The sequence below is a fragment of the Sediminicola luteus genome (assembly GCF_040566555.1).
Lineage (GTDB): Bacteria > Bacteroidota > Bacteroidia > Flavobacteriales > Flavobacteriaceae > Sediminicola.
This window is the reverse complement of sequence record NZ_JBEWYP010000004.1, coordinates 58,514-83,291: the sequence shown is the minus strand read 5'-3', so window position 1 is coordinate 83,291 and position 24,778 is coordinate 58,514. Positions and strand designations below refer to the sequence as shown.

Here is a 24,778-nt window from a genome sequence, read left to right as displayed (position 1 = left end):
TCTTTAGCACATGAAAAAATTCGCCCAACTTATAAAAACACTGGACAGTACCAACAAGACCACCCTAAAAGTGGCAGCCTTGACAGCCTATTTTGAACAAGCAGATGACAGGGATAAGGTATGGACCATTGCTATCCTATCCCATCGCAGGCCACCTAGGCCAGTGAACACTACCTTACTCCGTCAATGGGCCTCTGAGCTTTCCAATATCCCGTTGTGGCTCTTCGAGGAAAGCTATCATATTGTGGGAGATCTGGCCGAAACCATTGCTTTGGTCATCCCTTCCGCCTCCATCCAAACCGATAAAAGCCTAACCCAGTTCCTTGAGGAAATGTTAGCGCTAAAAGCAAAATCAGAATCGGAAAAGAAGGCCTACCTCTTTCAAAATTGGAAGACGATGGACTATTATGAACGTTTTGTTTTTACCAAATTGATCACTGGCGGATTTCGAATTGGGGTCAGTCAGAAATTAATGACCAAGGCACTTGCAAAGGCCACGGAATTGGACGAGGATATTTTGGCTTACAAATTAATGGGGAACTGGGACCCCAATATCATCTCCTTCCAAAAATTAGTTTTGGAAGAAAACAAAAGCGATTACCTCTCCAAACCCTTCCCCTTCTACCTGGCCTATGCCCTAGAGGATACCCCCGATAATTTAGGTGAGGTAGAGAACTGGCTTGTAGAGCATAAATGGGATGGCATCCGATCACAGGTCATTGTTAGAAATGATGAACTATTTGTTTGGAGCCGCGGTGAAGAATTGGTAACCGACAAATATCCTGAGTTCCATTCCTATATTGGGGAAATTCCCAATGGAACCGTCTTGGATGGTGAAATCCTTCCTTTCCCAAATGGGGATATCGGGACTTTTAACGATCTTCAGACCAGGATAGGCAGAAAGACCATTTCCAAGGCATTGCTCAAAAAAACACCCGTCATTCTAAAAGTGTATGATATTTTGGAATGGGAAGGAAAGGATATTAGAAAATTACCCTTTTCGGAAAGGAGAAGAATTTTAGAGGCTATGGTGCAGCCCCTAGCGGAAAACACAGACCTACCCCTCCAATTATCTGAGACGATGGAATTCTCCCATTGGGATGAGATAGCACAGGAAAGGGAACGTTCCAGGGAGGTTAAAAGTGAGGGTTTAATGCTCAAACGAAAAGACTCCCCTTACCTAGTTGGGAGAAAAAAGGGCGATTGGTGGAAGTGGAAAGTAGACCCGCTGACCATTGATGCCGTGCTGACCTACGCCATGCGAGGCCATGGTAGACGAAGCAACCTCTTTACTGATTATACCTTTGCCCTTTGGGATCAAAATGAACAAGGCGAAAAGGAACTGGTCACTTTTGCAAAGGCATACTCCGGACTTACAGATGCCGAATTCAGAAAGATAGACGCATGGATAAAAAAAAATACCCTGGAACGCTTTGGACCTGTTCGTAGCGTTACCCCCCATCAGGTTTTTGAGATAGCCTTTGAGGGAATTGCCATTTCCAAAAGACACAAAAGTGGAGTGGCAACGAGATTTCCCCGTATTTTAAGATGGCGAAAAGACAAAAAAATAGAAGAGGCCAATACCCTCGTAGATTTAAAGGCATTAATTCCAGGTCCAATAAGCAACAATGACTAGAGAGCAGCTTTACAACATAGCCGAGGAATGGTTTTCACAACAAGGCTGGACTCCTTTTAAATTCCAAAAGGATACTTGGAGAGCTTTTTTACAAGGCAAACATGGCCTCCTCAATGCTCCCACAGGCAGTGGAAAAACCTATGCCCTTTGGTTCCCCATTGTCCTCAATTACATTAAAAACAATCCCGACTACCAGACCCAACACAAAAAAGGCCTTAAAGCTATTTGGATAACACCGCTCAGGGCATTATCCCAAGAGATCCTCCAATCAGCGGAACGGGTATCCAAGGACCTGGGCACAAATTTTACTGTTGGCATTCGCTCTGGAGATACATCCAACAAGGAAAGGGTTCAGCAGAAAAAAAATATGCCCGACCTTCTTATTACTACCCCTGAAAGTTTACAACTATTATTGGCCTCCAAGGGCTATGACAAGATGTTCAAGAATTGTTCTGCCATTGTTGTGGATGAGTGGCACGAACTATTGGGCACCAAACGAGGGGTTCAAATGGAACTTGCACTCTCCAGATTAAGAACGGTCTCTAAAAATATACGTATTTGGGGTATTTCGGCCACCATTGGGAATTTGGAACAAGCAAGGGAGGTGTTATTGGGTACTAACGAAGAGATTCAGGGAAATTCAGTTTTGATCAAAGCGAAGCTGAACAAAAAAATCACGGTGAAAAGCATTATTCCCAAAACAATGGAAACGTTTCCCTGGCGGGGACATTTGGGATTGCATTTATTGGAGGAAGTGATACCAATTATCAACGCCAGTAAAACCACCTTGCTGTTCACCAATACCCGAAGTCAGTGCGAGATTTGGTTCCAAAAAATCCTACACCTGCATCCGGAATATGCCGGTGAAATAGCCATGCACCACGGGAGCATAAACAAAGAAACCCGATTATGGGTTGAGCAGGCAATCCGGAATGAAAGCCTTAAAGCCGTGGTATGCACCTCCAGCCTGGACCTTGGAGTAGATTTTGCTCCTGTGGAAACGGTTATCCAGATCGGGGGACCAAAAGGGGTTGCCCGATTTTTACAACGGGCGGGGCGCAGTGGCCATAGACCGGGGGAAGAAAGTGTTATCTATTTTTTACCAACCCACGCCATGGAACTCATAGAAGCTTCGGCACTGCAAAGGGCGGTAAAAGAACAAGTGGTGGAAGATCGTTTGCCCTATCTCAATAGTTACGACGTCTTGGTGCAATACCTCACTACATTGGCAGTTTCTGATGGTTTTTTTCCCGATGAGATCTACAATGAAATTAGTGAGACTTTTTGTTTTCAGGCCATTTCCAAAGAGCAGTGGCAATGGCTGTTGAACTTTAATGTACTCGGAAGCCAGAGCCTTCAAACCTATGACGAATATAAAAAAGTAGAGATTGAAGCGGATGGCAGATTCAAGGTAAATAGCCGAGCGGTTGCCATGCGGCACCGTTTTCAAATTGGAACCATTGTGGGCGACGCCAATTTAATTGTCAAGTATCAAAAAGGGGGATATATAGGCTCCATAGAAGAGTTTTTTATCTCCAAGCTCACCCAAGGTGACGTATTTACCTTTGCAGGAAGAAACCTGGAATTTATCCGCATAAAAGACATGCAGGTACATGTGCGCAATTCGTCCAAAAAAACCAATAAAGTCCCTAGTTGGATGGGGGGAAGAATGAGTTTTTCCGCCCAGATGTCAGAACTCCTTAGGGAAGAGCTATACGCTGCCAATATTCCAACCGCCAAACTTTCCAAAGAGATGAAAGCCCTGGAGACTATTTTTGAGCGGCAAAAATTGGAAAGTATGGTTCCCGGACCGGATGAATTTCTAATAGAAACCTTCAAAACAAGAGATGGGTACCACCATATTTTTTATCCCTTTGAGGGTCGGTTTGTACATGAAGCTATGGGCAGCCTCTTGGCCTATCGCATCAGTCTTTTGTCACCAGTAACCTTTTCCATAGCCTTTAACGATTATGGATTTGAGCTGCTTTCGGACCAAGAGATTGATATGCAGCAGGTCTTGGACAACAATCTTTTCAGTGCCGATTTCCTTTTGGACGATTTGCAAAAAAGTCTGAACGCCACGGAAATGGCAAGGAGAAAATTTAGGGATATAGCCGTGATCAGTGGTATGGTATTCACAGGATATCCCGATAAGGGCATAAAAATGAAGCACCTTCAAAGTAGTTCCCAACTACTATTTGATGTTTTCAGGGATTACGAGGCAGACAATTTGTTATTCCAGCAGGCTTTCACGGAAACTTTTGAGCACCAATTGGAGGAAGGCCGTTTGAGATTGGCATTGGAACGCATAGAAGATCAGAACGTGGTTTGGAAAGATTGCGAAAAACCTACCCCCTTCTCCTTCCCTATCATAACAGACCGACTCAGGGAAAAACTATCCAGTGAAAAGCTGGCTGACAGGATCAAGAAGATGACGGCAAAATTGATGAAGAAATGACCCCCCGCCCTTTGGGCACCTCTCCTTAAAAGGGGAATAAATGATAAATGGACGGATAATTAATCTTCTAATTAAAACGGGAACAAAAAGGCTCTCCTCCTTATGCAAGGAGGAGAATGAATTCCGATGTAAATCGGATGAAGGAGATGGTTTATTTTCCTTTTAGTAGTAGTTTTGCAGGTATCCAAGATTCCATGACACAACGTATTCAAATTCAGGATCAGAATATTACACTCCATAGCACTGGAGCACTTTTTTGGCAGGAAGAAGGTATGCTTTTGGTAAGTGATGTGCATTTGGGAAAGGTCTCCCACTTTAGAAAACATGGAGCGGCCATACCCCAAAAGGCCATCGAAAAGAACTTTGAATTGCTCACCGAAATTGTGGTGAATTTTAAGCCAAAGACCATTTGTTTTTTGGGGGATCTTTTCCATTCCCATTTAAATAGCGAATGGCAGCTCTTTGAAGCTTGGATAGGCGAACAAACATCAAAAATTATTTTGGTGATGGGTAATCACGACATTATCTCCCCCTTAAAATATGAAGGGATCGGTATAGAAACAATTCAGGAAATATTACTCCCTCCTTTTTTGCTCACCCATCACCCAGAAGAAAGAGATGGATTTTTTAATTTCTCGGGGCATATCCATCCCGCGGTAAAACTAAAAGGACTGGGACGACAACGACTTAAATTGCCCTGTTTTTTTAAAAGGAAAAACCAAATGATACTTCCTGCCTTTGGAGAATTTACAGGCACGCATATTTTAACACCTACTAAAGAAGACGAAGTGTACGCCATTACAAAAAATGAGGTTATTTTAGTGGCAAACGATTAAAGATGCTTACCAGCCAAAAACATTTGTTCAGCCTTGAGGACAATATCACCTATTTAAACGGTGCCTATATGTCTCCCCAATTAAAAAGCACGGAGGAAATCGGTATTGCCAACCTCAAAAAGAAAAGCCAACCCTACTCCATTAGTCCAGCCGATTTTTTCACACAAAGGGTGATCCTAAAAAAGCGTTTTGCAGCACTCATTGAAGCTCCCAACTATCAAAACATCGCCATCATTCCTTCTGTTTCCTATGGCACAGCTACCGTTGCCAATAATATAAAGTTAAAGGCCGGGGATGAGATAATTTTGGTGGACGAAGAGTTTCCCAGCAATGTATATACGTGGAGACGCCTGGCAAAAACCTATGGGGCCCATATTAAAATTATTCAGCCTCCCAGCGGGTTTAAGGATCGCGGGAGACTTTGGAATGAAGCCATCCTAAATGCCATTACCAATAAAACAGCGCTTGTGGCCATGGCCCATGTACATTGGGCAGACGGCACTAAATTTGACCTTAAATCGGTTCGGGAGAAAACGCGAACAGTGGGTGCGCTCCTTATTATTGATGGCACCCAAAGCATCGGCGCCCTACCTTTTTCGGTAAAAGATTTGCAGCCAGATGCCTTGATCTGTGGGGGTTACAAATGGCTAATGGGGCCTTATTCCCTAGGTGTTGCCTATTACAGTGATGTCTTTAACAATGGCAAACCCTTGGAGGATAATTGGATGAACAAACTGCACTGTGAAGATTTTACCCAATTGACACAATATCACGACGAATTTCAACCCCATGCAGGAAGGTACTCAGTTGGGGAATCCAGCAATTTTATTATGGTCCCCATGCTCATCAATGCCCTGGAACAACTGATTCAATGGCAGCCAGAAAGGATTCAGGAATATTGTCAGTTTATTTCAGGAGATGCTTTGGGTAAATTACGTGAACAAAATTGTTTTATAGAAGAAAATGACTTCAGGGGCCAGCACCTTTTTGGGGTTTACCTACCCAAGGAAATGGAAATGCAAAACATAAAACAACGGTTACAAGAGCACAACATTTTTGTATCCTATCGTGGGAAAGCTATTAGGGTTTCCCCCAATGTTTACAACCAGAAAGAAGATTTTGATAAGTTCCTCTCTTGTTTTAACGCCTTCTAAACATATCCTTTTCATGATAGCGCAAGAGTGCCTATATTTGCATAAAAAATTTTACTCTTGAGTAAAAAAATTGTACCTCAACTTTTTTCACAGTCTCTGCAACTCCAGAAACTGCGAAAATCTATTGCCGATCCCCAAATACATATCAGATTAAAAGGCCTTACGGGATCTGCCCTTTCCTTTGCGGTTAAAGAGGCGTTCCAAGATGCCGGAGCTCCCTTTCTATTGATCTTAAACGATAAGGAAGAAGCTGCTTACCATCTCAATGACCTCGAGCAACTGGTAGGAGAATCGGATGTGCTGTTTTATCCTGGAAGCTATAGAAGACCCTATCAAATAGAGGAAACTGACAATGCCAATGTGTTGTTGCGTGCTGAAGTGCTCAACCGTATCAACTCCAGAAAAAAACCAGCTATAATTGTCACTTATCCTGACGCCCTATTTGAAAAGGTGGTCACTCGAAAGGAGCTGGACAAGAATACCCTAAAGATAAAATTAGAGGACACCCTATCGTTGGATTTCCTGAACGAAGTACTCTTTGAATACAAGTTCAAAAGGGTCGATTTTGTAACCGAACCTGGGGAATTTTCGGTAAGGGGTGGTATTGTGGATGTCTTTTCCTTTTCCCATGACGAGCCCTACCGTATAGAATTTTTTGGTGATGAGGTAGACAGTATTAGGACCTTTGATGTGGAGACACAGTTGTCCACGCTGAAGGTTAAAAAAATTACCATCATCCCCAATGTAGAAAACAAGTTTCTTGACGAGTCCAGGGAAAGTTTCCTAAAATATATATCCTCCAATACGGTGGTCTTTGCCAAAAACTTGGACCTGCTATTCGACCGTATGGACTCCCTTTTTGCCAAAGCGGAGGAAGCTTTTAAAACCCTTTCGGAAGATATCAAGCATGGGGAACCAAAGGAATTATTTGTAAGCTCCTCCTTTCTAAAAGAACAATTGGACGATTACAGTTTAATTGAGGTTGGCACCCAATTTAACAAGCAACTGAGGTCAAGTCCACCTGAAGTAATCATATTTAATACCAAACCACAACCTTCTTTCAACAAGAAATTTGATCTGTTGATTGAAAACCTCAACGATAATAATGACAAAGGATATAACAATTATATCTTTTGTGCCACAGATCAACAGGCCAAGCGCTTCCACGACATATTTGATGAAGTAGGAAAACAGGTGCACTACCAGACCATAGTATTCCCGTTGTACCAAGGCTTTATAGATGATGATTTAAAAATAGTGGTCTATACGGACCACCAAATCTTTGAAAGATATCTAAAGTTCCACCTTAAGAATGGCTATGCCAAGAAACAGGCTATTACCCTTAAGGACCTCAACAAATTGGAAATTGGGGATTATGTAACCCATATTGACCATGGTATTGGGAAATTCGGAGGCCTACAGAAAATTGATGTTGAAGGTAAAAAGCAAGAGGCCATAAAACTGGTCTACGGAGAGCGGGATATCCTATATGTGAGCATCCATTCCCTTCATAAAATTTCCAAGTTCAATGGGAAAGACGGCAAGGAACCCAAAATTTACAAATTGGGATCTGGGGCCTGGAAGAAGGTAAAGGAAAAAGCAAAATCACGCGTAAAACAAATCGCCTTTAACCTTATTAAAATTTATGCGAAGCGAAGGCTGGAAAAAGGGTTTCAATATGCCCCGGACAGTTACCTGCAACATGAATTGGAAGCCTCGTTTATTTACGAGGACACCCCTGATCAGAGCAAATCTACCGAGGATATCAAAAGAGATATGGAAAGCGAACGTCCAATGGATCGCTTGGTATGTGGAGATGTAGGCTTTGGTAAAACGGAAGTGGCCATACGTGCCGCCTTTAAGGCAGTAGACAATGGCAAACAGGTCGCTGTCCTGGTTCCTACCACCATTCTGGCATTTCAACATTTTAAGACCTTTAATGAGCGATTAAAAGACATGCCCGTTACCGTAGAATATCTGAACAGGTTCCGAACGGCAAAAGAAAAGAAAGACACCCTGGAACGCTTAGGGGAAGGAAAAGTGGATATTATCATAGGCACCCACCAATTGGTGAACAAAAAGGTACAGTTTAAAGATCTGGGCCTCTTGATAGTGGATGAAGAGCAAAAATTTGGGGTTGCCGTAAAGGACAAGCTTAAGTCCATCAAGGAAAATGTGGATGTGCTCACCCTTACAGCCACACCAATCCCAAGGACCCTACAGTTCAGTTTGATGGCCGCCAGGGATCTCTCGGTCATTAATACGGCTCCACCTAACAGATATCCAATAGAAAGTGAGGTCATCCGCTTTAACGAAGAAACGATAAGGGATGCCATCAGTTATGAGATACAACGAGGCGGACAAGTATTTTTCATTCATAACCGGATAGAGAACATTAAGGAAGTAGCGGGTATGATTCAACGTCTGGTCCCAGACGCCAAAATTGGAATTGGCCATGGGCAATTGGACGGTAAAAAGTTGGAAACACTTATGCTGGCCTTTATGAACAATGAATTTGATGTCCTTGTTTCCACAACCATTGTAGAAAGTGGGTTGGATGTTTCCAATGCCAATACCATTTTTATCAATAACGCCAATAATTTTGGTTTGAGCGACCTGCATCAAATGCGGGGACGCGTGGGCCGAAGCAATAAAAAAGCCTTTTGTTATTTCATTACCCCTCCTTATGATGTGATGACCAATGATGCCCGTAAGCGTATCCAGGCACTGGAACAATTCACCGATCTGGGCAGTGGTTTTAACATAGCCATGAAGGATCTGGAGATCAGGGGTGCCGGAGACCTTTTGGGTGGGGAACAAAGTGGATTTATCAATGATATAGGATTTGATGCCTACCAAAAAATCCTGAACGAGGCCATTGAGGAACTGAAAGAAAACGAGTTTAAAGACTTGTATGAAGAAATCGGTGGAAGCGCAAGAGAGAAAGTCTATGTAAAGGACACCCAGATAGATGCCGATTTTGAGCTTCTTTTTCCTGACGACTATATCAACAATGTAACCGAACGATTGAATCTTTATACGGAGTTGAACGAAATAAAAGATGAAGCTGGACTCCAAAAATTCGAAACCGAACTTGTGGACCGTTTTGGGGAATTGCCCACACAGGCCGAAGATCTTTTGAACTCCGTACGTATCAAATGGATTGCCAATAGCATAGGTCTTGAAAAAGTGGTCCTAAAGCAGGGCAAGATGATCGGGTATTTTATTTCGGACCAACAGTCGGCCTTTTACCAAAGCACCTCCTTTACCAAAGTGCTTCAATTTGTGCAGACACATGCCCACTTGTGCAAAATAAAGGAAAAACAGACCCGTGGTGGCCTTCGTTTATTGTTGGTTTTTGAAAATATAAAGTCATTGGACAAAGCATTAAAAGCATTTCAACCTTTTGCAAAAACACCCGAACCTGTTTCCTAGAATCACTGAAGAATGTTGATTTGCAACACCTATTTCTTGGAACAGTTTTTGAATACTATGATATATGTATAAATCACTTCTATTTTTCTTTTTAATCCTAAGCACAAGCCTATGTGCCCAACATACCATTTCCGGTCCATTTTCACCTTCAGCGGATTTTAAATGGGTAATGGCCTATCAATTAAAACCAAGCAGCCAAGAATATGTGACAGCAGGTCCCGTAAAAAATGGAAATTTGGAATTGGTAATGCCAAAAACTGCCGAAGCGGGTTTGTATAGAATGGTCTATGCCATACCTACCGATGAGTTTTATTTTGATGTAATCTATAACGGGAAGGAAGATATCCAACTTGCATTTAATACCTCCAATGGAGTTTCCTTCACATCGTCCGAAGAAAATGGTACCTATCTGGCCTATCTTAAAGAGATAAATGCGACAGAAAAAAAATTGGCGGATTATTATGCCAACGGACAAAAAGAAAAGGCAAAATTTAATGCGATCGTGAATGATTTAAAACAAACACAAAATTCCTTTGAAACTAAATCCGAAGGGATGATCGCCCACAACTTCATCAAAGCCAATAGACCATATATCCCATTACAACAAGAGTCCCATGAACAATACAACCTGTCCAAAAAGGAGCACTTTTTTGATGTCCTGGATTTTAATAATCCAATCCTGCAAAGTTCAGGGTTTTTAATGGACAAGGCAGCAACCTATGTTTTTTCATCAGCATCATCAAATTCAACAGGACATGTGCCGGAGCAAGAAGTACAGGAAAATCTTAAAGTTTTGAGTAGCAATATAATGGGTGTGGATGCCTTATTTAAAGCAAGACTTTTTGAAAAATTATGGTTGGAGACCACCAAATTAAAAATGGGTACTAGTTCTGATCTTATCTACAACAACTATCTGCTTCCTTTATCCAAAACCAATGCGCAAAAAGAAATACGGGACATAACAGATAAAATTGAGCTCGACAATCGACTGAGAATAGGAGCCACGGCACCAGAAATTAGTTGGAAAGACAAAGGGAATGACAGAAAACTGAGCGACCTATCCGGAGCGCAGAACTATGTAGTTCTTTTTTGGAGCAGTACCTGTTCCCATTGCTTAAAAGAGGTCCCTGAGTTATATGAGGAACTAAAGGATTCTAAAAAAGTACAAGTGTTGGCCTTAGGCTTGGAGGATGACGACATATCATGGAAGGCCGAATCTGCAAAATTGACCGGCTTTACCCATGTCCTTGGACTGAGAAAATGGGAAAACGAATATGTTTTCCTATATGATGTGCACCAAACCCCTACCTATTATGTGTTGGACGCCCAAAAAAGAATAGTGGCCAAACCTTCTGATTTGGACGAATTACTATCCTTTTTAAAAAAAATAGGAGCTGATTGAATGCTTCTAAAGAGCCTTTAAATCCTTAATCGTCTTAAACGCCGTGTCTACCTGCTCATCATTTACAATAATGGTAAATTCATTGGTGGTGGAAATGACCTCGAACAATACGATCCCTTCCCAGGCCAAGCGCTGGAAAATAAAGTAATAGATACCAGGTACGGATACGTTCTCCGCTGGCAATTTAACGGTAATGGAGGAAAGATTGGTGGCCTTTTGGGTACATTTCTCATTTTTGAACAACTCCTGTACGGTGTCGTCCAACAAGTTACTGACCACAATATTCATTTCATTGACACCCCTGGAAGAAGTATAAAAAACATCCTTATTCTTATTGACTTCCTTTATTAATTGGGTCTGGTTGTCGAGAATTGATTCTGAAACCAAAAAGGTAAAATCGGTCAGGGAAGAACGCACGGTGATTTCCCCAATATTCTTAAGTACCTTGATTATTTTATGGGTTGCCCTAAATTCCAAATCATCAGAAAGCCTTTTTAAGGCCATAACAATAGCACCGTTCCTTATATCCTTTCCCAATTCTTCTTCTATTTCCGGCCTAACAAGCCTAGAAAGGGAGGTGAGGTTGATAATTCCTTGGGCGAGGGCACTTTGAAGGAAAGGCTTCTTTTTGATATACTCCTCTACGACGGATGAAATTGTTTTCATTTTATTGCATTAGTTTGGTTGTCTCTGCAAATATAACAATTTGTTATAAATAAAACAATTCTGTTTACGCTTAAAGTCGTCGTTTTGAATAAATTACAGTCGAAATCGTATGCCCACAAAACAATGCGCAAAATAAGGCATCAATAATTGTGAAATTCTTAAACTTAAATGATTATCAGATAGAAGGAAAATCAACAATTAAAAGCAACCATCAATTAGTAAGGTAATTAACCGAATTAAACACCTTGTAAAGAATAGATTAAAAATGATAAAAAGCATCCTCAAGATGCTCCAACTTAAATTTACCTTGTTGTTTAAAAATGGTAATGATGTCGAAACGCACAGAAACATCCAAATCATTTTCTATCACATAGTGGTCGGCGGCCATAACCAACAACTGCTTTTTTTTCGTACTTACCGTTTCCGCTATATTCGCTATAAAATTGGTGCTTCTGGATTTTACCTCAATGATTGCCAAATCATTCCCTTTTAAAGCAACAATATCTATTTCTGCTTTTAAGTATCTGTAATTGCGGTATTTAATGGTATAGCCTTGTGCTATCAAATAATCCGTTGCAATTTGCTCGCCTACCTTTCCAAATTCGTTATGTTTCCCCATAATAAATTCTATATATGCTAAATTTATGTGCAGTTGGTCGAAAATACAGGTACTTCACCGTCTAAATAATTTTTATGCACGTAATTTAAATGCTGATTCAACGAATTTAGCTGATTACTAATACTATACAATAGCATTTACACGTTTATTAGTATCCCCAAAACTATGAACCTAGAAACCAACGCACCAAACACCATGGAATTCTTTATTAATTGTAATACCTCCAGTCTAGCTACCTATACTGCGCCCTTGGACAGGCAAAAGGCTGCGCATTTGTACAGAAGGCTGGGGTTTAGCGCATCTGTTCAGACTATAGATCAGGCGGTAGGACAATCTGCAACAGCCTTAGTGGACAGTTTGATCAATGAGGCCGTAAACATGGCACCCTTGGCAGCACCAACCTGGGCAGATTGGAACAACAGTAACTATCCCGAGGATGATGATGCACGACGTGCCCTGCGAAATTCCCAAATAGGGGAATGGAAATTGGCTTATGCCAATGGCCTGATCAACAATAACCTTAGGGACCGACTCAGTTTTTTCTGGAGCAACCATTTTGTAACGGAACTGGAGGTGTATGACTGTAATTCCTTCCTTTATTATTATACGGACTGTTTGCAACGTAACGCAATTGGCAATTTCAAGACTTTTATACATGAAATAGGTCTTACCAATGCCATGTTGTTCTATTTGGATGGAGCTTATAACAATAACAACAGACCCAATGAGAACTATGCTCGTGAACTCTATGAACTTTTTTCACTAGGGGAAGGCAATGGCTATTCTGAACAGGATATTATTGAAACCGCAAGGGCTTTGACCGGATACGTGGAAAGAGGCGAGATTGGTTGTACCCAAGTGACCTTTGATCCCAGCAAACACGATACTGGCAGCAAGACCATTTTAGGGCAGACCGGAAATTGGGGATATGATGATGTTATCAATATTCTCTTCCAACAAAGGCCCAATGAAATAGCGGAATTTATTTGTAGAAAGCTCTATGAATTCTTTGTACACCCCGACTCCAAGGATGATGCGGGAAATGCCCAAACAATTATAGATGGAATGGCAACAACAATGGTCTCAAATAATTTTGAGATTGCCCCTGTACTATCCCAACTGTTTAAAAGCCAGCATTTTTTTGATGATGAGGCCATCGGTGTCATTATCAAGAGCCCTTATGATCTGTTCTTGAATTTGTTAAAAGAAACTGGTTTCTTTTACGATGATAGTGTTATGAGCCAAATTATTGAAACGACCAGAATGCTGAGCCAGGAACTATTTGAACCTGTGGATGTAGCCGGATGGCAAAGGGATAGATCCTGGATCAACACCAATTTCTTGATTGGGAGATGGCTCTCCCTAGAATTTATGTTTGATGGCTTTTATGGCTACAATGCCGAACAGTTCCGTGCTTTTGCCATGGCCGCCGTAGGCCCAGGTAATAGCGGCACAAGTAATCCTAGGATTGTGGTAGAGGCCATCGTGAACAAACTGACCCCAAAAGGATTGTTGACAGAGGCAGATTTCAACAACGCCCTTTCAGCATTTACTATAGATGATGTTCCTGAGATATACTATGGTTCCGATTATGTGGAAGGAGGCCAAGGCCTTTGGATGTTGGATGTGAGTCCGGAAGTACCATTCCAAGTTTATCTCTTGTTACAACACCTTGCCAGACAACCAGAATTCCAATTAAAATAACACCTACGACCATGTGCAATAATATCCATATCCCCATAAATCACCATAACGGTAAAGACGGTCACGACCATGAACACAAATTCTGGAGTAGACGTTCCTTTATGCAGGCCTTAGGGATTGCAGGATCGGGATCTATGATGTTGGGAAGTAATTTCCTTACGGCCTCTGCCCCATCCCCATTGACCGCGGCCATTAATATGGCGGAAACGGACAATATTCTTATCCTTATTAGACTATCAGGTGGAAACGATGGACTTAGTACTGTTATACCCATTGAGCAATACGATACCTATGCGAATGCCAGGCCAAATATTTACATTCCTGAAAGCAAGATATTAAAGCTTACCGATGAATTTGGAGTGCCCTCCTATATGAAATCCTTAGAGCCAATGTGGGCAGACGGACAATTTAAGGCGGTTCACGGGGTAGGATATGAAGGACAGAGTCTTTCCCATTTTACGGGCTCGGATATCTTTGCCAATACCGATTTGACCACTACCGGTTTCAGTGGTTTGAATACGGGATGGATGGGCCGTCATTTCGAAAATATCTATCCAGATTATCTGGTCAACCCTCCAGAATCCCCAGCAGCCATACAAATTGGTCAGTTTGGTAGTTTGGTATTCCAAGGGGAAGAGACCAATTACGCCTTTGTCACCAATAACATTGATCAATTGGAGCAAATTGCGGAAACAGGACAGCAATACAGCTTGGATGATACCCTATTTAATGACTGTATGTACGGAGACCAACTGAAATTCCTTAGGGGAGTAGCAAATACCACCTATGAATATTCAGGTAAAATCCATGCAGCCTATGAAAGGGGACAAAATCAGGTAGAATACCAGGACAATGGCTTTGCCCGCCAATTGGCCCTTTTGGCCAGATTGATAAAAGGGAATCTGGGCACCAAAGTGTATATGATCTCCATGGGTGGATTTGATACCCACGGAAACCAGCCTTTGGCCCATGAAAGGTTAATGACCAACCTTTCTGTAGCAATTGATAATTTCTATGATGATTTGGGCTTCACCCAACAAGATGACAAAGTATTGAGCATGACCTTCTCAGAATTTGGAAGAAGGATCTTTGAAAATGGCTCCAACGGAACCGATCATGGTAAGGCAGCTCCTACCCTATTTTTTGGGTCTGGACTAAATGGTAGTGCCTTTGTTGGTGACCACCCTACCCTGGACAATCCAGACGGGCGAGGGAATTTGGAATATACTATGGACTTTAGGGACCTCTATGCCACGGTTTTGGCCGAATGGCTTTGTGTACCCATTCCTTTGGTGGAACAGCACTTATTGAACCACCCCTATGCCCCGGTAAACCTTGGGTTTAATTGTAGTGGAGTGGACTTCCCGGATATCGTTTATAGCGATGGGGACCCAACACCTCCAACCCCTATTGGCGGAGAACCAACACCAGAGTTAGTGAACGCCATTGTTCACAAACCTTTTTATCCTACCAAAGAGGCGCCGCATATCTATTTGGAAATGCCATTTAGTGCCCATGTGGACATCCAATTGTACAATATTCTGGGTCAGAACCTGGGAACGGTATTCAACGAGATGATGATGGAAGGCTCTACCGAGATAAACATTCGGGAACGTATGACCCTTCCTTTGGCAACCGGCAAATACATTTATAGAATACAAGTACAGGACCAAAAGATGAGCAAATCCGTCGTGGTCGTATAAACTACCTACTTATGACAAAGGCCTTCTGTCCAACTAGTGTTCCGTCCAAGGTAACAAAAGCTGGCAGGAGGCCTTTCTTTTTTGGGCCATTGTAGGTTGCACCCTGACAAAAATCTTTATTTTTGTGCCCAAATTCATATTTGATGTCGCAGAATCAAGAAAGTCCATCTAGATATACCATTACCGCAGCCCTACCCTACACCAACGGTCCCATCCATATCGGCCATTTGGCAGGGGTTTATGTACCTGCGGATATTTACTCCCGTTACCTACGCTTAACAGGAAAGGACGTAGCCTTTGTTTGCGGCAGTGACGAGCACGGAGTGGCCATTTCCATGAAGGCGAAAAAAGAAGGGGTGACCCCTCAGGAAATTATCGATAAATATCATGGGATCATCAAACAATCTTTTGAAGATTTTGGGATCTCATTTGATAATTACTCTAGGACATCTGCAAAAGTACATCACGATACCGCATCGGAATTCTTTCAGACCCTCTACAAAAAGGGGGATTTTATCGAAGAGGTTACCGAACAATTGTACGATGCCGAGGCCAAGCAATTTTTGGCAGACCGCTTTGTAACCGGAACCTGTCCAAAATGTGGTCATGAAGAGGCCTATGGTGACCAATGTGAGAACTGTGGGTCTACCTTGAACGCTACAGACCTTATCAATCCCAAATCCACTATCTCCGGGGGAGTACCCACCATGAAAGAAACCAAACACTGGTTTTTACCTTTAGACAGGTATGAGGATTTCCTAAAGGAATGGATTTTAGAGGGTCATAAAAACGATTGGAAACCCAATGTTTATGGGCAATGCAAATCCTGGATCGATGACGGTTTGAAACCAAGGGCCGTAACCCGAGATCTGGATTGGGGTATCCCTGTTCCTGTTGAAGGTGGCGAAGGCAAGGTGCTTTATGTCTGGTTCGATGCCCCTATAGGCTATATTTCATCCACAAAGGAATGGGCCGCAAGAGAAGGAAAGGACTGGGAACCATATTGGAAGGCCAAGGATACCAAAATGGTACACTTTATTGGGAAGGACAATATAGTTTTCCATTGCATCATTTTCCCATCCATGCTAAAGGCACACGGAGATTACATCCTACCGGATAATGTCCCTGCCAATGAATTTTTGAACTTGGAGGGGAACAAATTATCCACCTCTAAAAATTGGGCCGTTTGGTTGCACGAGTATCTGGTAGATTTCCCAGACATGCAGGATGTATTGCGATATACCCTTACCGCCAATGCCCCAGAGACCAAGGACAACGATTTTACATGGAAAGATCTACAGGCCAAAAACAATAATGAACTGGTTGCCATATTTGGAAACTTTATTAACCGTGTAGTGGTTTTGACCAATAAATATTATGAAGGCGTGGTTCCCAGTCCATCAACTTTTACAGATGTGGATAAGGAAACTTTGGCCGAGCTGCAAAAATATCCATCCATCCTTTCGAGTTCCATTGAACGCTACCGTTTCCGTGAAGCCAGTCAGGAACTGATGAACCTAGCGCGTCTAGGGAATAAGTACCTCGCAGATGAAGAGCCTTGGAAAGTAATCAAACAGGATGAAGAAAGAGTGCAGACCATTATGTATGTTGCCCTTCAGATTGCTTCTGCCTTGGCGATATTAGGTGAACCATTCTTGCCTTTTACGGCTGCAAAGCTCAAAAATATGTTGGCCATTGATACAGATTTGGAATGGAACGATGTAGGGACAAAACAACATCTTTTACCAGGCGGTCACCAAATCAATAAAGGGGAACTATTGTTCAGTAAAATAGAGGACGAAACCATACAAAAGCAATTGGACAAATTGGAAGCTACAAAAAAAGCGAACGAGCAGATGAACAAGGAAGCAACACCACAGAAAGATACCATCACCTTTGATGATTTTACAAAATTGGACATGCGTGTGGGAACCATTATAGAGGCAGAAAAAATGCCCAAGGCCAAGAAATTATTGGTGTTGAAAGTGGATACTGGCTTGGATGTCCGTACCATAGTTTCTGGGATAGCGGAAAGCTTTACCCCTGAGGAGATCATTGGAAAAAAAGTAACCGTTTTGGTAAACCTGGCCCCAAGAGCCTTGAGAGGTGTGGATAGTGAGGGCATGATATTGATGACCGAAAATACCGATGGAAAACTAGTTTTCGTCAACCCGGACACCGATGGTGTGGGCAATGGAGAGACTATCAATTAGGACCAAATACTTAAATTTTTTAGGTTCGCTTTACTATGTCATCGATATAATATAATACCAGTCCCTACGCTGGCATAGGCTTTAATGCAATTAAAATAAACTTATGCTACTGATCCCCTATATTGCCAAATATACCCAACTGCCTATAAAAAGTATAGAAAACACGGTTGCCCTTTTAAATGAGGACTGTACCGTGCCTTTTATATCCCGCTACCGAAAGGAACGTACCGGAAACCTGGACGAGGTGCAGATTGGGGATATTGTAACCTATAAGGCACAGTTTGAAGCGTTGGAAAAACGGAAAAAGGCCATCCTTAAAGCCTTGGAGGAGCAGGAAGTGTTGACTCCTGAACTCAAAAAAACCATTGAGGCAACAGATGACCTTGTTACCTTAGAGGATATCTACCTGCCATTTAAAAAGAGTAGAAAGACCAAGGCTGAAACCGCAAGAAAAAATGGCTTGGAGCCGTTGGCCAAAATCATTATGGCCCAAAATGCAGAAGAAATAGAGTATATCGCCTCACAATATGTAGGCAAGGAGGTCCCTAACGAGGATGATGCCCTTGAAGGTGCGAGACATATAATCTCTGAGTGGATCAATGAACGACTGGACATTAGAAACCAAATCAGAAATCAGCTGGAGAAATTTGCTCAGATCACCACCAAAGTGATCGGCACAAAGAAAGATGATGAAAAGGCACAAAAGTATCGGGATTATTTTGATTGGAGCGAATCCCTAAGCAGATGTCCATCGCATCGACTTTTGGCCATTCTCAGGGCTGAAAACGAGGGATTTATCAGGGTGAAAATTGAAATTGATGATGACAAGGCCATCTCTAAAATAGAGGACCGAATCCTCAAATCGAACAACTCCTGTTCGGAACAAATTAAATTGGCGGTACAAGATGCTTACAAGCGACTTCTATTGCCTTCCCTTTCCAATGAAACCCTAAAATTGGCCAAAGAAAAAGCAGACGAAGCTGCCATTAGTGTCTTCTCCAAAAACCTAAAACAACTTTTGCTGGGCTCGCCCCTAGGGGAAAAGAGGATCTTGGCCATCGACCCTGGATTTAGAACTGGCTGCAAAGTGGTTTGCTTAAGTGCCCAAGGGGATCTGGAGCACAATGAGACCATCTACCCCCATGCCCCTCAAAATGACACCTCTGGGGCCATTAAAAAAATCAGCTCCTTGACCGATGCTTATAAGATAGAGGCTATTGCCATTGGCAATGGAACCGCCTCAAGAGAAACGGAGCAGCTCATTAAACGCATCCAATTTAAAAATCCCATAGAAGTCTTTGTGGTTAGTGAAGCAGGAGCTTCTATCTATTCGGCTTCCAAAATTGCCAGGGATGAATTTCCCAATTACGATGTTACCGTTAGGGGCGCAGTCTCCATAGGGAGGCGCTTGGCAGATCCTTTGGCGGAACTGGTAAAGATAGATGCAAAATCAATAGGCGTGGGACAGTACCAGCACGATGTGGACCAGGCCAAACTTAAAAACTCCTTGGATACCGTAGTGGAAAGCTGCGTGAATTTTGTGGGGGTAAACATCAATACCGCCAGTACGTCCTTGTTGAGCTATGTATCTGGAATAGGACCAAAACTCGCAGAAAATATTGTGGCCTATAGAAATGAAAATGGACCCTTCCCGAGTAGGGCCGCCATAAAAAAGGTGCCGCGATTGGGGGAAAAGGCCTTTGAACAGGGAGCCGCCTTCCTGCGCATCAAAAACGCAAAAAATCCATTGGATGATTCGGCCGTGCACCCAGAGAGTTACGCCATTGTACAACAAATGACCAAGGACAAAGGGGTTGCCATATCAGACCTTATCGGCAATAAAAAAGAACTTCAGACCATCGACTTAAAAGCCTATACAACGGACACCATAGGCTTGCCCACCCTTGAGGATATCATTCAAGAACTGGAAAAGCCTGGGCTAGATCTACGTGAGAAAGCCAAGGTATTTACCTTCAACCAAAATATAAAAACCATAACCGATTTAAGGGAAGGACAGTTATTACCGGGAATCGTGAATAATATTACCAACTTTGGCTGCTTCGTAGATGTAGGGATCAAAGAAAGTGGCCTTATCCATATCTCCAACTTATCCGATACCTTTGTGAAAGATGTCAACGAACACGTAAGTCTTCACCAACAGGTTATCGTTAAGGTATTGGAGGTGGATGTTCCCCGCAAAAGGATACAATTGGCATTGCATAAATAACTTTTGAAGCATTCCTTCGTTACATCATATGTTTAGAATAGCACATCATCCCATTTATACCCATCCCCTTCCCAAAGGGCATCGGTTCCCTATGGAGAAATATGAGCTACTGCCCCAACAATTGATTTTGGAAGGCACCTGTACCACTTCAGATTTCTTTGAGCCCGATATTCCCAATGACAAATATATAGTTGCCGTTCATGACCCCGATTATTTCTATGACCTGCTCAATATGAAGATCCCCCCAAGGGAAGCAAGGAAAATAGGGTTTCCGTTGAATGAAGATCTTGTGTTACGGGAACAGATTATTGCAGATGGAACCATGAAGGGAAGTGAGTATGCCTTGGAGCATGGTATTGCCATGAATATTGCTGGAGGAACACATCATGCCTATACGGACCGCGGTGAAGCATTTTGCATGCTCAACGATCAGGCTATTGGTGCCCGCTATCTGCAGGCCAAGGGTCTGGCAAAAAAAATATTGATTGTGGATCTGGACGTGCACCAAGGGAATGGCACCGCAGAAATATTCAAGGATGACCCATCGGTCTTTACCTTTTCCATGCACGGGGAAGGAAATTATCCCTTTCGCAAAGAAAAATCCGATTTGGATATCGCCCTGAAAAAAGGCATTAAGGACAAGGAATATTTAACTATAGTAAAGGAAATCCTACCCCAATTGATCAAGGATGTTAAGCCCGATTTTATCTTTTACTTATGTGGGGTTGATATTCTTGAAACGGACAAATTGGGCACCTTGGCACTTACTGTGGATGGGTGTAAAAAACGGGACCAATTTGTTTTGGAAACCTGTAAAAAAAATCAGATCCCTGTTCAGTGTTCCATGGGAGGTGGCTATTCTCCCGACCTTAAAACTATTATTGAAGCCCATTCCAATACCTTTCGTGTGGCAAAAGAACTGTACTTTTGAAATAAAAGAAGCCTTTGACTATGAAGAATATTTTTATTTTGATCTTATTTCTGTCCTCCTTGCATGCGATGGGACAAGAAATGGATACCTCCGCCCAAGATGAAAAGAGATGGAACATGTTCACCTATGATATGGGCAATATCATTAAGAGCATGGGATATTCTTATTCCAGACCACTTCATTGGCAAGGGAAACAATGGCTCAACTTTGGAGAAGTAGTTGCAGGTACGGGCGTTCTCTATATGATTGATGACGATACCTCAAGATTCATTAGAAACCAACAGACCAGTGTTCCAAAACTTTTAAGGGATTATGGGGAATTGTATGGCAACCCTGAAAACAATTATCTAGCCACAGCAGGAGTATATCTAACTGGGTTGGCCCTGAAAAATGAAAAGCTCAGAAGAACAGGGGTTTTATTGATCGCTTCCGCATCCTCTTCAGGGCTGTTGCAACAAGTATTAAAATCAGTAGTAGGGAGAGCACGACCGGTAGCCGATTTGGGCAAGGACACTTTTGATCCCTTTAATCCAAGTAGAAATTTCCACTCCTTCCCATCGGGCCATACCATGTTGGCCTTTACCAACGCGTATGCCATCGCCAAACAGTTTGAGAGCCCTTGGATAAAGGGAGCTATTTACTTGGGTGGCCTTATTCCCGGTATGTCAAGGATCTGGGACGGACAACATTGGCTCAGTGATGTGGCCATAAGTGTCGCGATCAGTATTTTTACCGTAGAATCCATAGATCGCTATTTAGATTCCAAATACGATGAAAAATATAATGACCAATCGAAGGATATGAGTTGGGACCTTAATTTTGGCCCTGGCACCATGGGGGTAACCCTAAGATTTTAAAACTATTGAACCGCTAGGTATCAACAACAAATGATGAAGTATTTTAAAAATCAGAAGGCAAGAGATGTAACGTCTGTACTTGTTTCGAATCATTAAAAAAACGGGGCGCATAAAAACAAAAACACCGCCAAATGGCGGTGTTTTTTCTTCTTTCCTTTTTCTTTACAATCCAATTCCCAATCGCACTCTTGGTGCACCAACTCTAACTCCTGTGCTTATAGTACTCCTTCTGGGGGAACTCCTATAATACCTCGGGGAACTATAATAATGGTCGGCATAATAGTAGAAGTGTGCACTATGGTGATGGTGGTGGCAATGTTCTGCATGCTCTTCATAAGCATCCCTTTTACCTTTCATATAAGCCTTATAGGCCTTTTTATCCCTTTTCTTTAAATTTTTCTCATAGGCCTGTTGGTCTTCCCAGAATTCTTCGGCCTCTTCTTCATTCTCTGCTCTCAATTCTTGTTCAAATTTGGCATCCTGTTGAGCTCTTTGCTCATAATAGGACAATTTTTGTTCTTCATTTTCTCCTTCATGTTGTGCAAAGGCAGAAAATGAACCAATGAACAATCCTATGGCAAGTAACGTCTGTATGTGTTTCATATCAAAAAATTAAAATTCTTCTTTATTAATATTGTGCTTCTATTAGTATAACAACCAAGAATGAAAAAACCCTACTTAAAAAACCATAGAGATTTATCTTTTTTATCTAGATAACTAAATTACTATCTTAGTGAATTCAACTTTTAACAAACCAACATCCATGAAAAAAAGTTTACCATTCCTAGTAGTGCTTTTTATGCTACAGGGCATAATTGCCTTTGCCCAGACCACACAAGAAATTGTCGATAAAATAGTAAAGGAGGCCAATGAGAATTCTCAATTGGAGCCTTTGGCCCATGAACTTATGGATGTCATCGGCCCTCGTTTGGTGGGTACCCCACAAATGAAAAAAGCCCATGACTGGGCCGTTCAAAAATACGCCCAGTGGGGCATTGCCGCCGAAAATGAAAAATGGGGACAATGGCGCGGATGGGAACGCGGAATTACCCATGTAGACCTTGTTTCCCCAAGGGTTGTGAGCCTAAGCGGCATGCAATTGGCCTGGAGCCCAAGCACCCCTAAAAAAGGACTTACCGCAGGCATGATCATTATTCCTGATGTAGCCGACTCTTTGGCCTTTCAAAAATGGTTGCCCAATGTGAAGGGCAAATTTGTAATGGTCTCCATGATGGAGCCTACCGGTAGACCAGATTATAATTGGAAGGAGTATGCTACTGAGGAGTCCTTTGAAAAAATGAAACAAGACAGGAATTCCCTAAATGAAACTTGGAGAGAGCGCTATAAAAAAACAGGATATACCACTAGAAACATCAACGAGGCCTTGGAGGCAGCAGGGGCAATCGGAATTCTCCAATCCCGCTGGTCAGAAGGTTTTGGCGCCAATAAAATATTCGGCGCGAACACCAAGAAGATTCCGGTAGTGGATCTTTCCCTTGAGGATTATGGTCTTTTATACCGTATGGTGGAACATGGAGAACAACCCATTATTAAAGTAATGGCCGAGTCCAAGGAATTGGGGACCGTACCAACTTTTAATACTATTGCCACCATCCCAGGGACAGAATTTCCCAATGAGTATGTCATCCTTTCTGCCCATTTTGATTCTTGGGACGGAGCAACAGGTGCTACTGACAACGGAACTGGAACCATCACCATGATGGAAGCAGCTCGTATCCTTAAAAAAATCTATCCCAACCCAAAGCGTACCATTATTGTGGGGCATTGGGGCAGTGAGGAACAAGGCTTGAACGGTTCCCGTGCTTTTGTAGAGGACCATCCCGAAATCGTGGAAGGGATGCAGGCTTTGTTCAACCAAGACAATGGAACAGGAAGGGTAGTCCGCATTTCTGGACAAGGCTTTTTGAATTCCTATGATTATATGGGTCGTTGGTTGGAAGCCGCTCCGGAGTCTATTACGAAACAGATTGAAACTACCTTTCCAGGTTCTCCCGCAGGAGGAGGTTCTGATTACGCCTCTTTTGTAGCCGCCGGTGCCCCTGCATTTTCTTTGAGCTCTTTGAACTGGAGCTATTTTGATTATACCTGGCATACCAATTTGGATACCTATGATAAAATTGTATTTGACGATGTGAGGAACAATGCCATCCTCACCGCCATCTTGGCCTATATGGCCAGTGAGGATCCTGATAGGACCTCTAGGGAAAAGGCGGTATTGCATACCAATCCAAGAACTGGGGAACAACGGACATGGCCGGAGACCAGGTCCCCTAACCGTGATGGAGGAAAAAATGAATAACCATAGACCACTACCAATAAAAAAGCCCCACAAGGAGAAGTTCCATTGTGGGGCTTTTATTTGTTTTGAGGGCTACTTGCCCAACATCAAAAGTTCATTGCATTTAATTTCGGTAACATATCGCTTTTCCCCTTCTTTGGTTTCATAGGAACGGGACGTAAGCTTCCCATCGATGGCCACTTCATTCCCTTTGACAAGGTATTTTTCAATGATCTCTGCTGTCTTGCCCCAGGCCACGACGTTATGCCATTGGGTATCCGTTACCTTCTCCCCTTTTGTGTTTTTATACGTCTCGTTGGTGGCTATGGAAAACTTGGCGAGTTTGCTTCCGCTTTCCATGTTCACAATTTCTGGGTCGTTCCCCAAGTTTCCAATCAACTGTACTCTGTTTCTAAGTGCGTTCATAATTTTATTTTTAATGGTTTACAGTTCATACTATCGAGTTCCTATGTTTCGACGGTACAAACCTACCACCCCTTTTCCGCTGCACTCGGTTTGGAAATAGTTACTTTCGTTTACAAACGTTTGTAGTCGTTTGTCGTTATTTTTATATTTATTGGCTTACAATGAAATATTGACTAGAACACACTTCTTCAGTGCAAGGTTTTTGTTTTAGA

General features: G+C 42.4%; 17 protein-coding genes. 13 read left to right on the top strand and 4 right to left on the bottom strand.

Annotation, left to right across the window (positions count from 1 at the left end; genetic code table 11):
* Window positions 1-10: 10 nt before the first annotated feature.
* The 6 genes from ABXZ32_RS09010 to ABXZ32_RS08985 all read left to right on the top strand — a co-directional run bounded on the left by ABXZ32_RS09010 (window position 11) and on the right by ABXZ32_RS08985 (window position 10,921).
* A complete protein-coding gene (locus ABXZ32_RS09010) occupies window positions 11-1,636 on the top strand; it encodes an ATP-dependent DNA ligase (RefSeq protein WP_354618346.1) in 1,626 nt (541 codons plus the stop codon).
* Window positions 1,629-4,094: a ligase-associated DNA damage response DEXH box helicase gene (locus ABXZ32_RS09005; protein WP_354618345.1), complete on the top strand. Its 2,466-nt coding sequence runs from the start codon at window positions 1,629-1,631 to the stop codon at window positions 4,092-4,094. Before ABXZ32_RS09010 ends, ABXZ32_RS09005 begins: the two co-directional genes overlap by 8 nt.
* A 194-nt stretch (window positions 4,095-4,288) precedes the next feature.
* On the top strand, window positions 4,289-4,930 hold the full coding sequence (gene pdeM / locus ABXZ32_RS09000; RefSeq protein ID WP_354618494.1) for a ligase-associated DNA damage response endonuclease PdeM: 642 nt from the start codon (window positions 4,289-4,291) through the stop codon (window positions 4,928-4,930).
* A gap of 2 nt (window positions 4,931-4,932) precedes the next feature.
* A complete protein-coding gene (locus ABXZ32_RS08995; RefSeq protein ID WP_354618344.1) occupies window positions 4,933-6,084 on the top strand; it encodes an aminotransferase class V-fold PLP-dependent enzyme in 1,152 nt (383 codons plus the stop codon).
* Window positions 6,085-6,141: 57 nt separating this feature from the next.
* Window positions 6,142-9,519 (top strand): transcription-repair coupling factor, encoded by a 3,378-nt coding sequence (gene mfd, locus ABXZ32_RS08990; protein WP_354618343.1) that lies wholly within the window; start codon window positions 6,142-6,144, stop codon window positions 9,517-9,519.
* Window positions 9,520-9,583: 64 nt separating this feature from the next.
* Entirely contained in the window at window positions 9,584-10,921 is a 1,338-nt protein-coding gene (locus ABXZ32_RS08985; protein ID WP_354618342.1) for a TlpA family protein disulfide reductase, read from the top strand.
* A gap of 6 nt (window positions 10,922-10,927) precedes the next feature.
* Here the strand turns inward: ABXZ32_RS08985 and ABXZ32_RS08980 are convergent, their stop codons facing one another.
* Both ABXZ32_RS08980 and ABXZ32_RS08975 read right to left on the bottom strand, forming a co-directional pair.
* Complete coding sequence (locus tag ABXZ32_RS08980; protein WP_062056350.1) at window positions 10,928-11,587, bottom strand: aspartate kinase; 660 nt, start codon at window positions 11,585-11,587, stop codon at window positions 10,928-10,930.
* Window positions 11,588-11,846: 259 nt separating this feature from the next.
* Entirely contained in the window at window positions 11,847-12,206 is a 360-nt protein-coding gene (locus ABXZ32_RS08975; protein WP_354618341.1) for a YraN family protein, read from the bottom strand.
* Window positions 12,207-12,371: 165 nt separating this feature from the next.
* Between ABXZ32_RS08975 and ABXZ32_RS08970 the strand changes: the two genes are divergently transcribed.
* The 6 genes from ABXZ32_RS08970 to ABXZ32_RS08945 all read left to right on the top strand — a co-directional run bounded on the left by ABXZ32_RS08970 (window position 12,372) and on the right by ABXZ32_RS08945 (window position 21,841).
* Window positions 12,372-13,910, top strand: a complete 1,539-nt coding sequence (locus ABXZ32_RS08970) for a DUF1800 domain-containing protein (protein ID WP_354618340.1) — start codon at window positions 12,372-12,374, stop codon at window positions 13,908-13,910.
* An 11-nt stretch (window positions 13,911-13,921) separates the two neighbouring features.
* The gene (locus ABXZ32_RS08965) at window positions 13,922-15,613 is read left to right on the top strand and encodes a DUF1501 domain-containing protein (protein WP_354618339.1); all 1,692 of its coding nucleotides are present in this window, start codon (window positions 13,922-13,924) and stop codon (window positions 15,611-15,613) included.
* A 143-nt stretch (window positions 15,614-15,756) separates the two neighbouring features.
* Window positions 15,757-17,826 (top strand): methionine--tRNA ligase, encoded by a 2,070-nt coding sequence (gene metG / locus ABXZ32_RS08960; RefSeq protein WP_354618338.1) that lies wholly within the window; start codon window positions 15,757-15,759, stop codon window positions 17,824-17,826.
* A 103-nt stretch (window positions 17,827-17,929) separates the two neighbouring features.
* Window positions 17,930-20,053, top strand: coding sequence for a Tex family protein (locus ABXZ32_RS08955; RefSeq protein ID WP_354618337.1), 2,124 nt, complete (start codon window positions 17,930-17,932; stop codon window positions 20,051-20,053).
* Between the two features lie 28 nt (window positions 20,054-20,081).
* Window positions 20,082-20,984, top strand: coding sequence for a histone deacetylase family protein (locus tag ABXZ32_RS08950; RefSeq protein WP_354618336.1), 903 nt, complete (start codon window positions 20,082-20,084; stop codon window positions 20,982-20,984).
* A gap of 20 nt (window positions 20,985-21,004) precedes the next feature.
* Window positions 21,005-21,841, top strand: a complete 837-nt coding sequence (locus tag ABXZ32_RS08945) for a phosphatase PAP2 family protein (RefSeq protein WP_354618335.1) — start codon at window positions 21,005-21,007, stop codon at window positions 21,839-21,841.
* 162 nt (window positions 21,842-22,003) lie between these two features.
* Here the strand turns inward: ABXZ32_RS08945 and ABXZ32_RS08940 are convergent, their stop codons facing one another.
* On the bottom strand, window positions 22,004-22,444 hold the full coding sequence (locus ABXZ32_RS08940; protein ID WP_354618334.1) for a hypothetical protein: 441 nt from the start codon (window positions 22,442-22,444) through the stop codon (window positions 22,004-22,006).
* 160 nt (window positions 22,445-22,604) lie between these two features.
* Between ABXZ32_RS08940 and ABXZ32_RS08935 the strand changes: the two genes are divergently transcribed.
* A complete protein-coding gene (locus ABXZ32_RS08935) occupies window positions 22,605-24,161 on the top strand; it encodes a M20/M25/M40 family metallo-hydrolase (protein WP_354618333.1) in 1,557 nt (518 codons plus the stop codon).
* 72 nt (window positions 24,162-24,233) lie between these two features.
* Here the strand turns inward: ABXZ32_RS08935 and ABXZ32_RS08930 are convergent, their stop codons facing one another.
* Entirely contained in the window at window positions 24,234-24,566 is a 333-nt protein-coding gene (locus ABXZ32_RS08930; protein WP_062059113.1) for a single-stranded DNA-binding protein, read from the bottom strand.
* Window positions 24,567-24,778 lie beyond the last annotated feature (212 nt).

Coding starts and splice junctions, on each gene's coding strand:
- ABXZ32_RS09010 (WP_354618346.1), top strand. CDS start 11: ATGAAAAAATTCGCCCAACTTATAAAAACACTGGACAGTACCAACAAG.
- ABXZ32_RS09005 (WP_354618345.1), top strand. CDS start 1,629: ATGACTAGAGAGCAGCTTTACAACATAGCCGAGGAATGGTTTTCACAA.
- pdeM (WP_354618494.1), top strand. CDS start 4,289: ATGACACAACGTATTCAAATTCAGGATCAGAATATTACACTCCATAGC.
- ABXZ32_RS08995 (WP_354618344.1), top strand. CDS start 4,933: ATGCTTACCAGCCAAAAACATTTGTTCAGCCTTGAGGACAATATCACC.
- ABXZ32_RS08985 (WP_354618342.1), top strand. CDS start 9,584: ATGTATAAATCACTTCTATTTTTCTTTTTAATCCTAAGCACAAGCCTA.
- ABXZ32_RS08980 (WP_062056350.1), bottom strand. CDS start 11,587: ATGAAAACAATTTCATCCGTCGTAGAGGAGTATATCAAAAAGAAGCCT.
- ABXZ32_RS08975 (WP_354618341.1), bottom strand. CDS start 12,206: ATGGGGAAACATAACGAATTTGGAAAGGTAGGCGAGCAAATTGCAACG.
- ABXZ32_RS08970 (WP_354618340.1), top strand. CDS start 12,372: ATGAACCTAGAAACCAACGCACCAAACACCATGGAATTCTTTATTAAT.
- ABXZ32_RS08965 (WP_354618339.1), top strand. CDS start 13,922: ATGTGCAATAATATCCATATCCCCATAAATCACCATAACGGTAAAGAC.
- metG (WP_354618338.1), top strand. CDS start 15,757: ATGTCGCAGAATCAAGAAAGTCCATCTAGATATACCATTACCGCAGCC.
- ABXZ32_RS08955 (WP_354618337.1), top strand. CDS start 17,930: ATGCTACTGATCCCCTATATTGCCAAATATACCCAACTGCCTATAAAA.
- ABXZ32_RS08950 (WP_354618336.1), top strand. CDS start 20,082: ATGTTTAGAATAGCACATCATCCCATTTATACCCATCCCCTTCCCAAA.
- ABXZ32_RS08945 (WP_354618335.1), top strand. CDS start 21,005: ATGAAGAATATTTTTATTTTGATCTTATTTCTGTCCTCCTTGCATGCG.
- ABXZ32_RS08940 (WP_354618334.1), bottom strand. CDS start 22,444: ATGAAACACATACAGACGTTACTTGCCATAGGATTGTTCATTGGTTCA.
- ABXZ32_RS08935 (WP_354618333.1), top strand. CDS start 22,605: ATGAAAAAAAGTTTACCATTCCTAGTAGTGCTTTTTATGCTACAGGGC.
- ABXZ32_RS08930 (WP_062059113.1), bottom strand. CDS start 24,566: ATGAACGCACTTAGAAACAGAGTACAGTTGATTGGAAACTTGGGGAAC.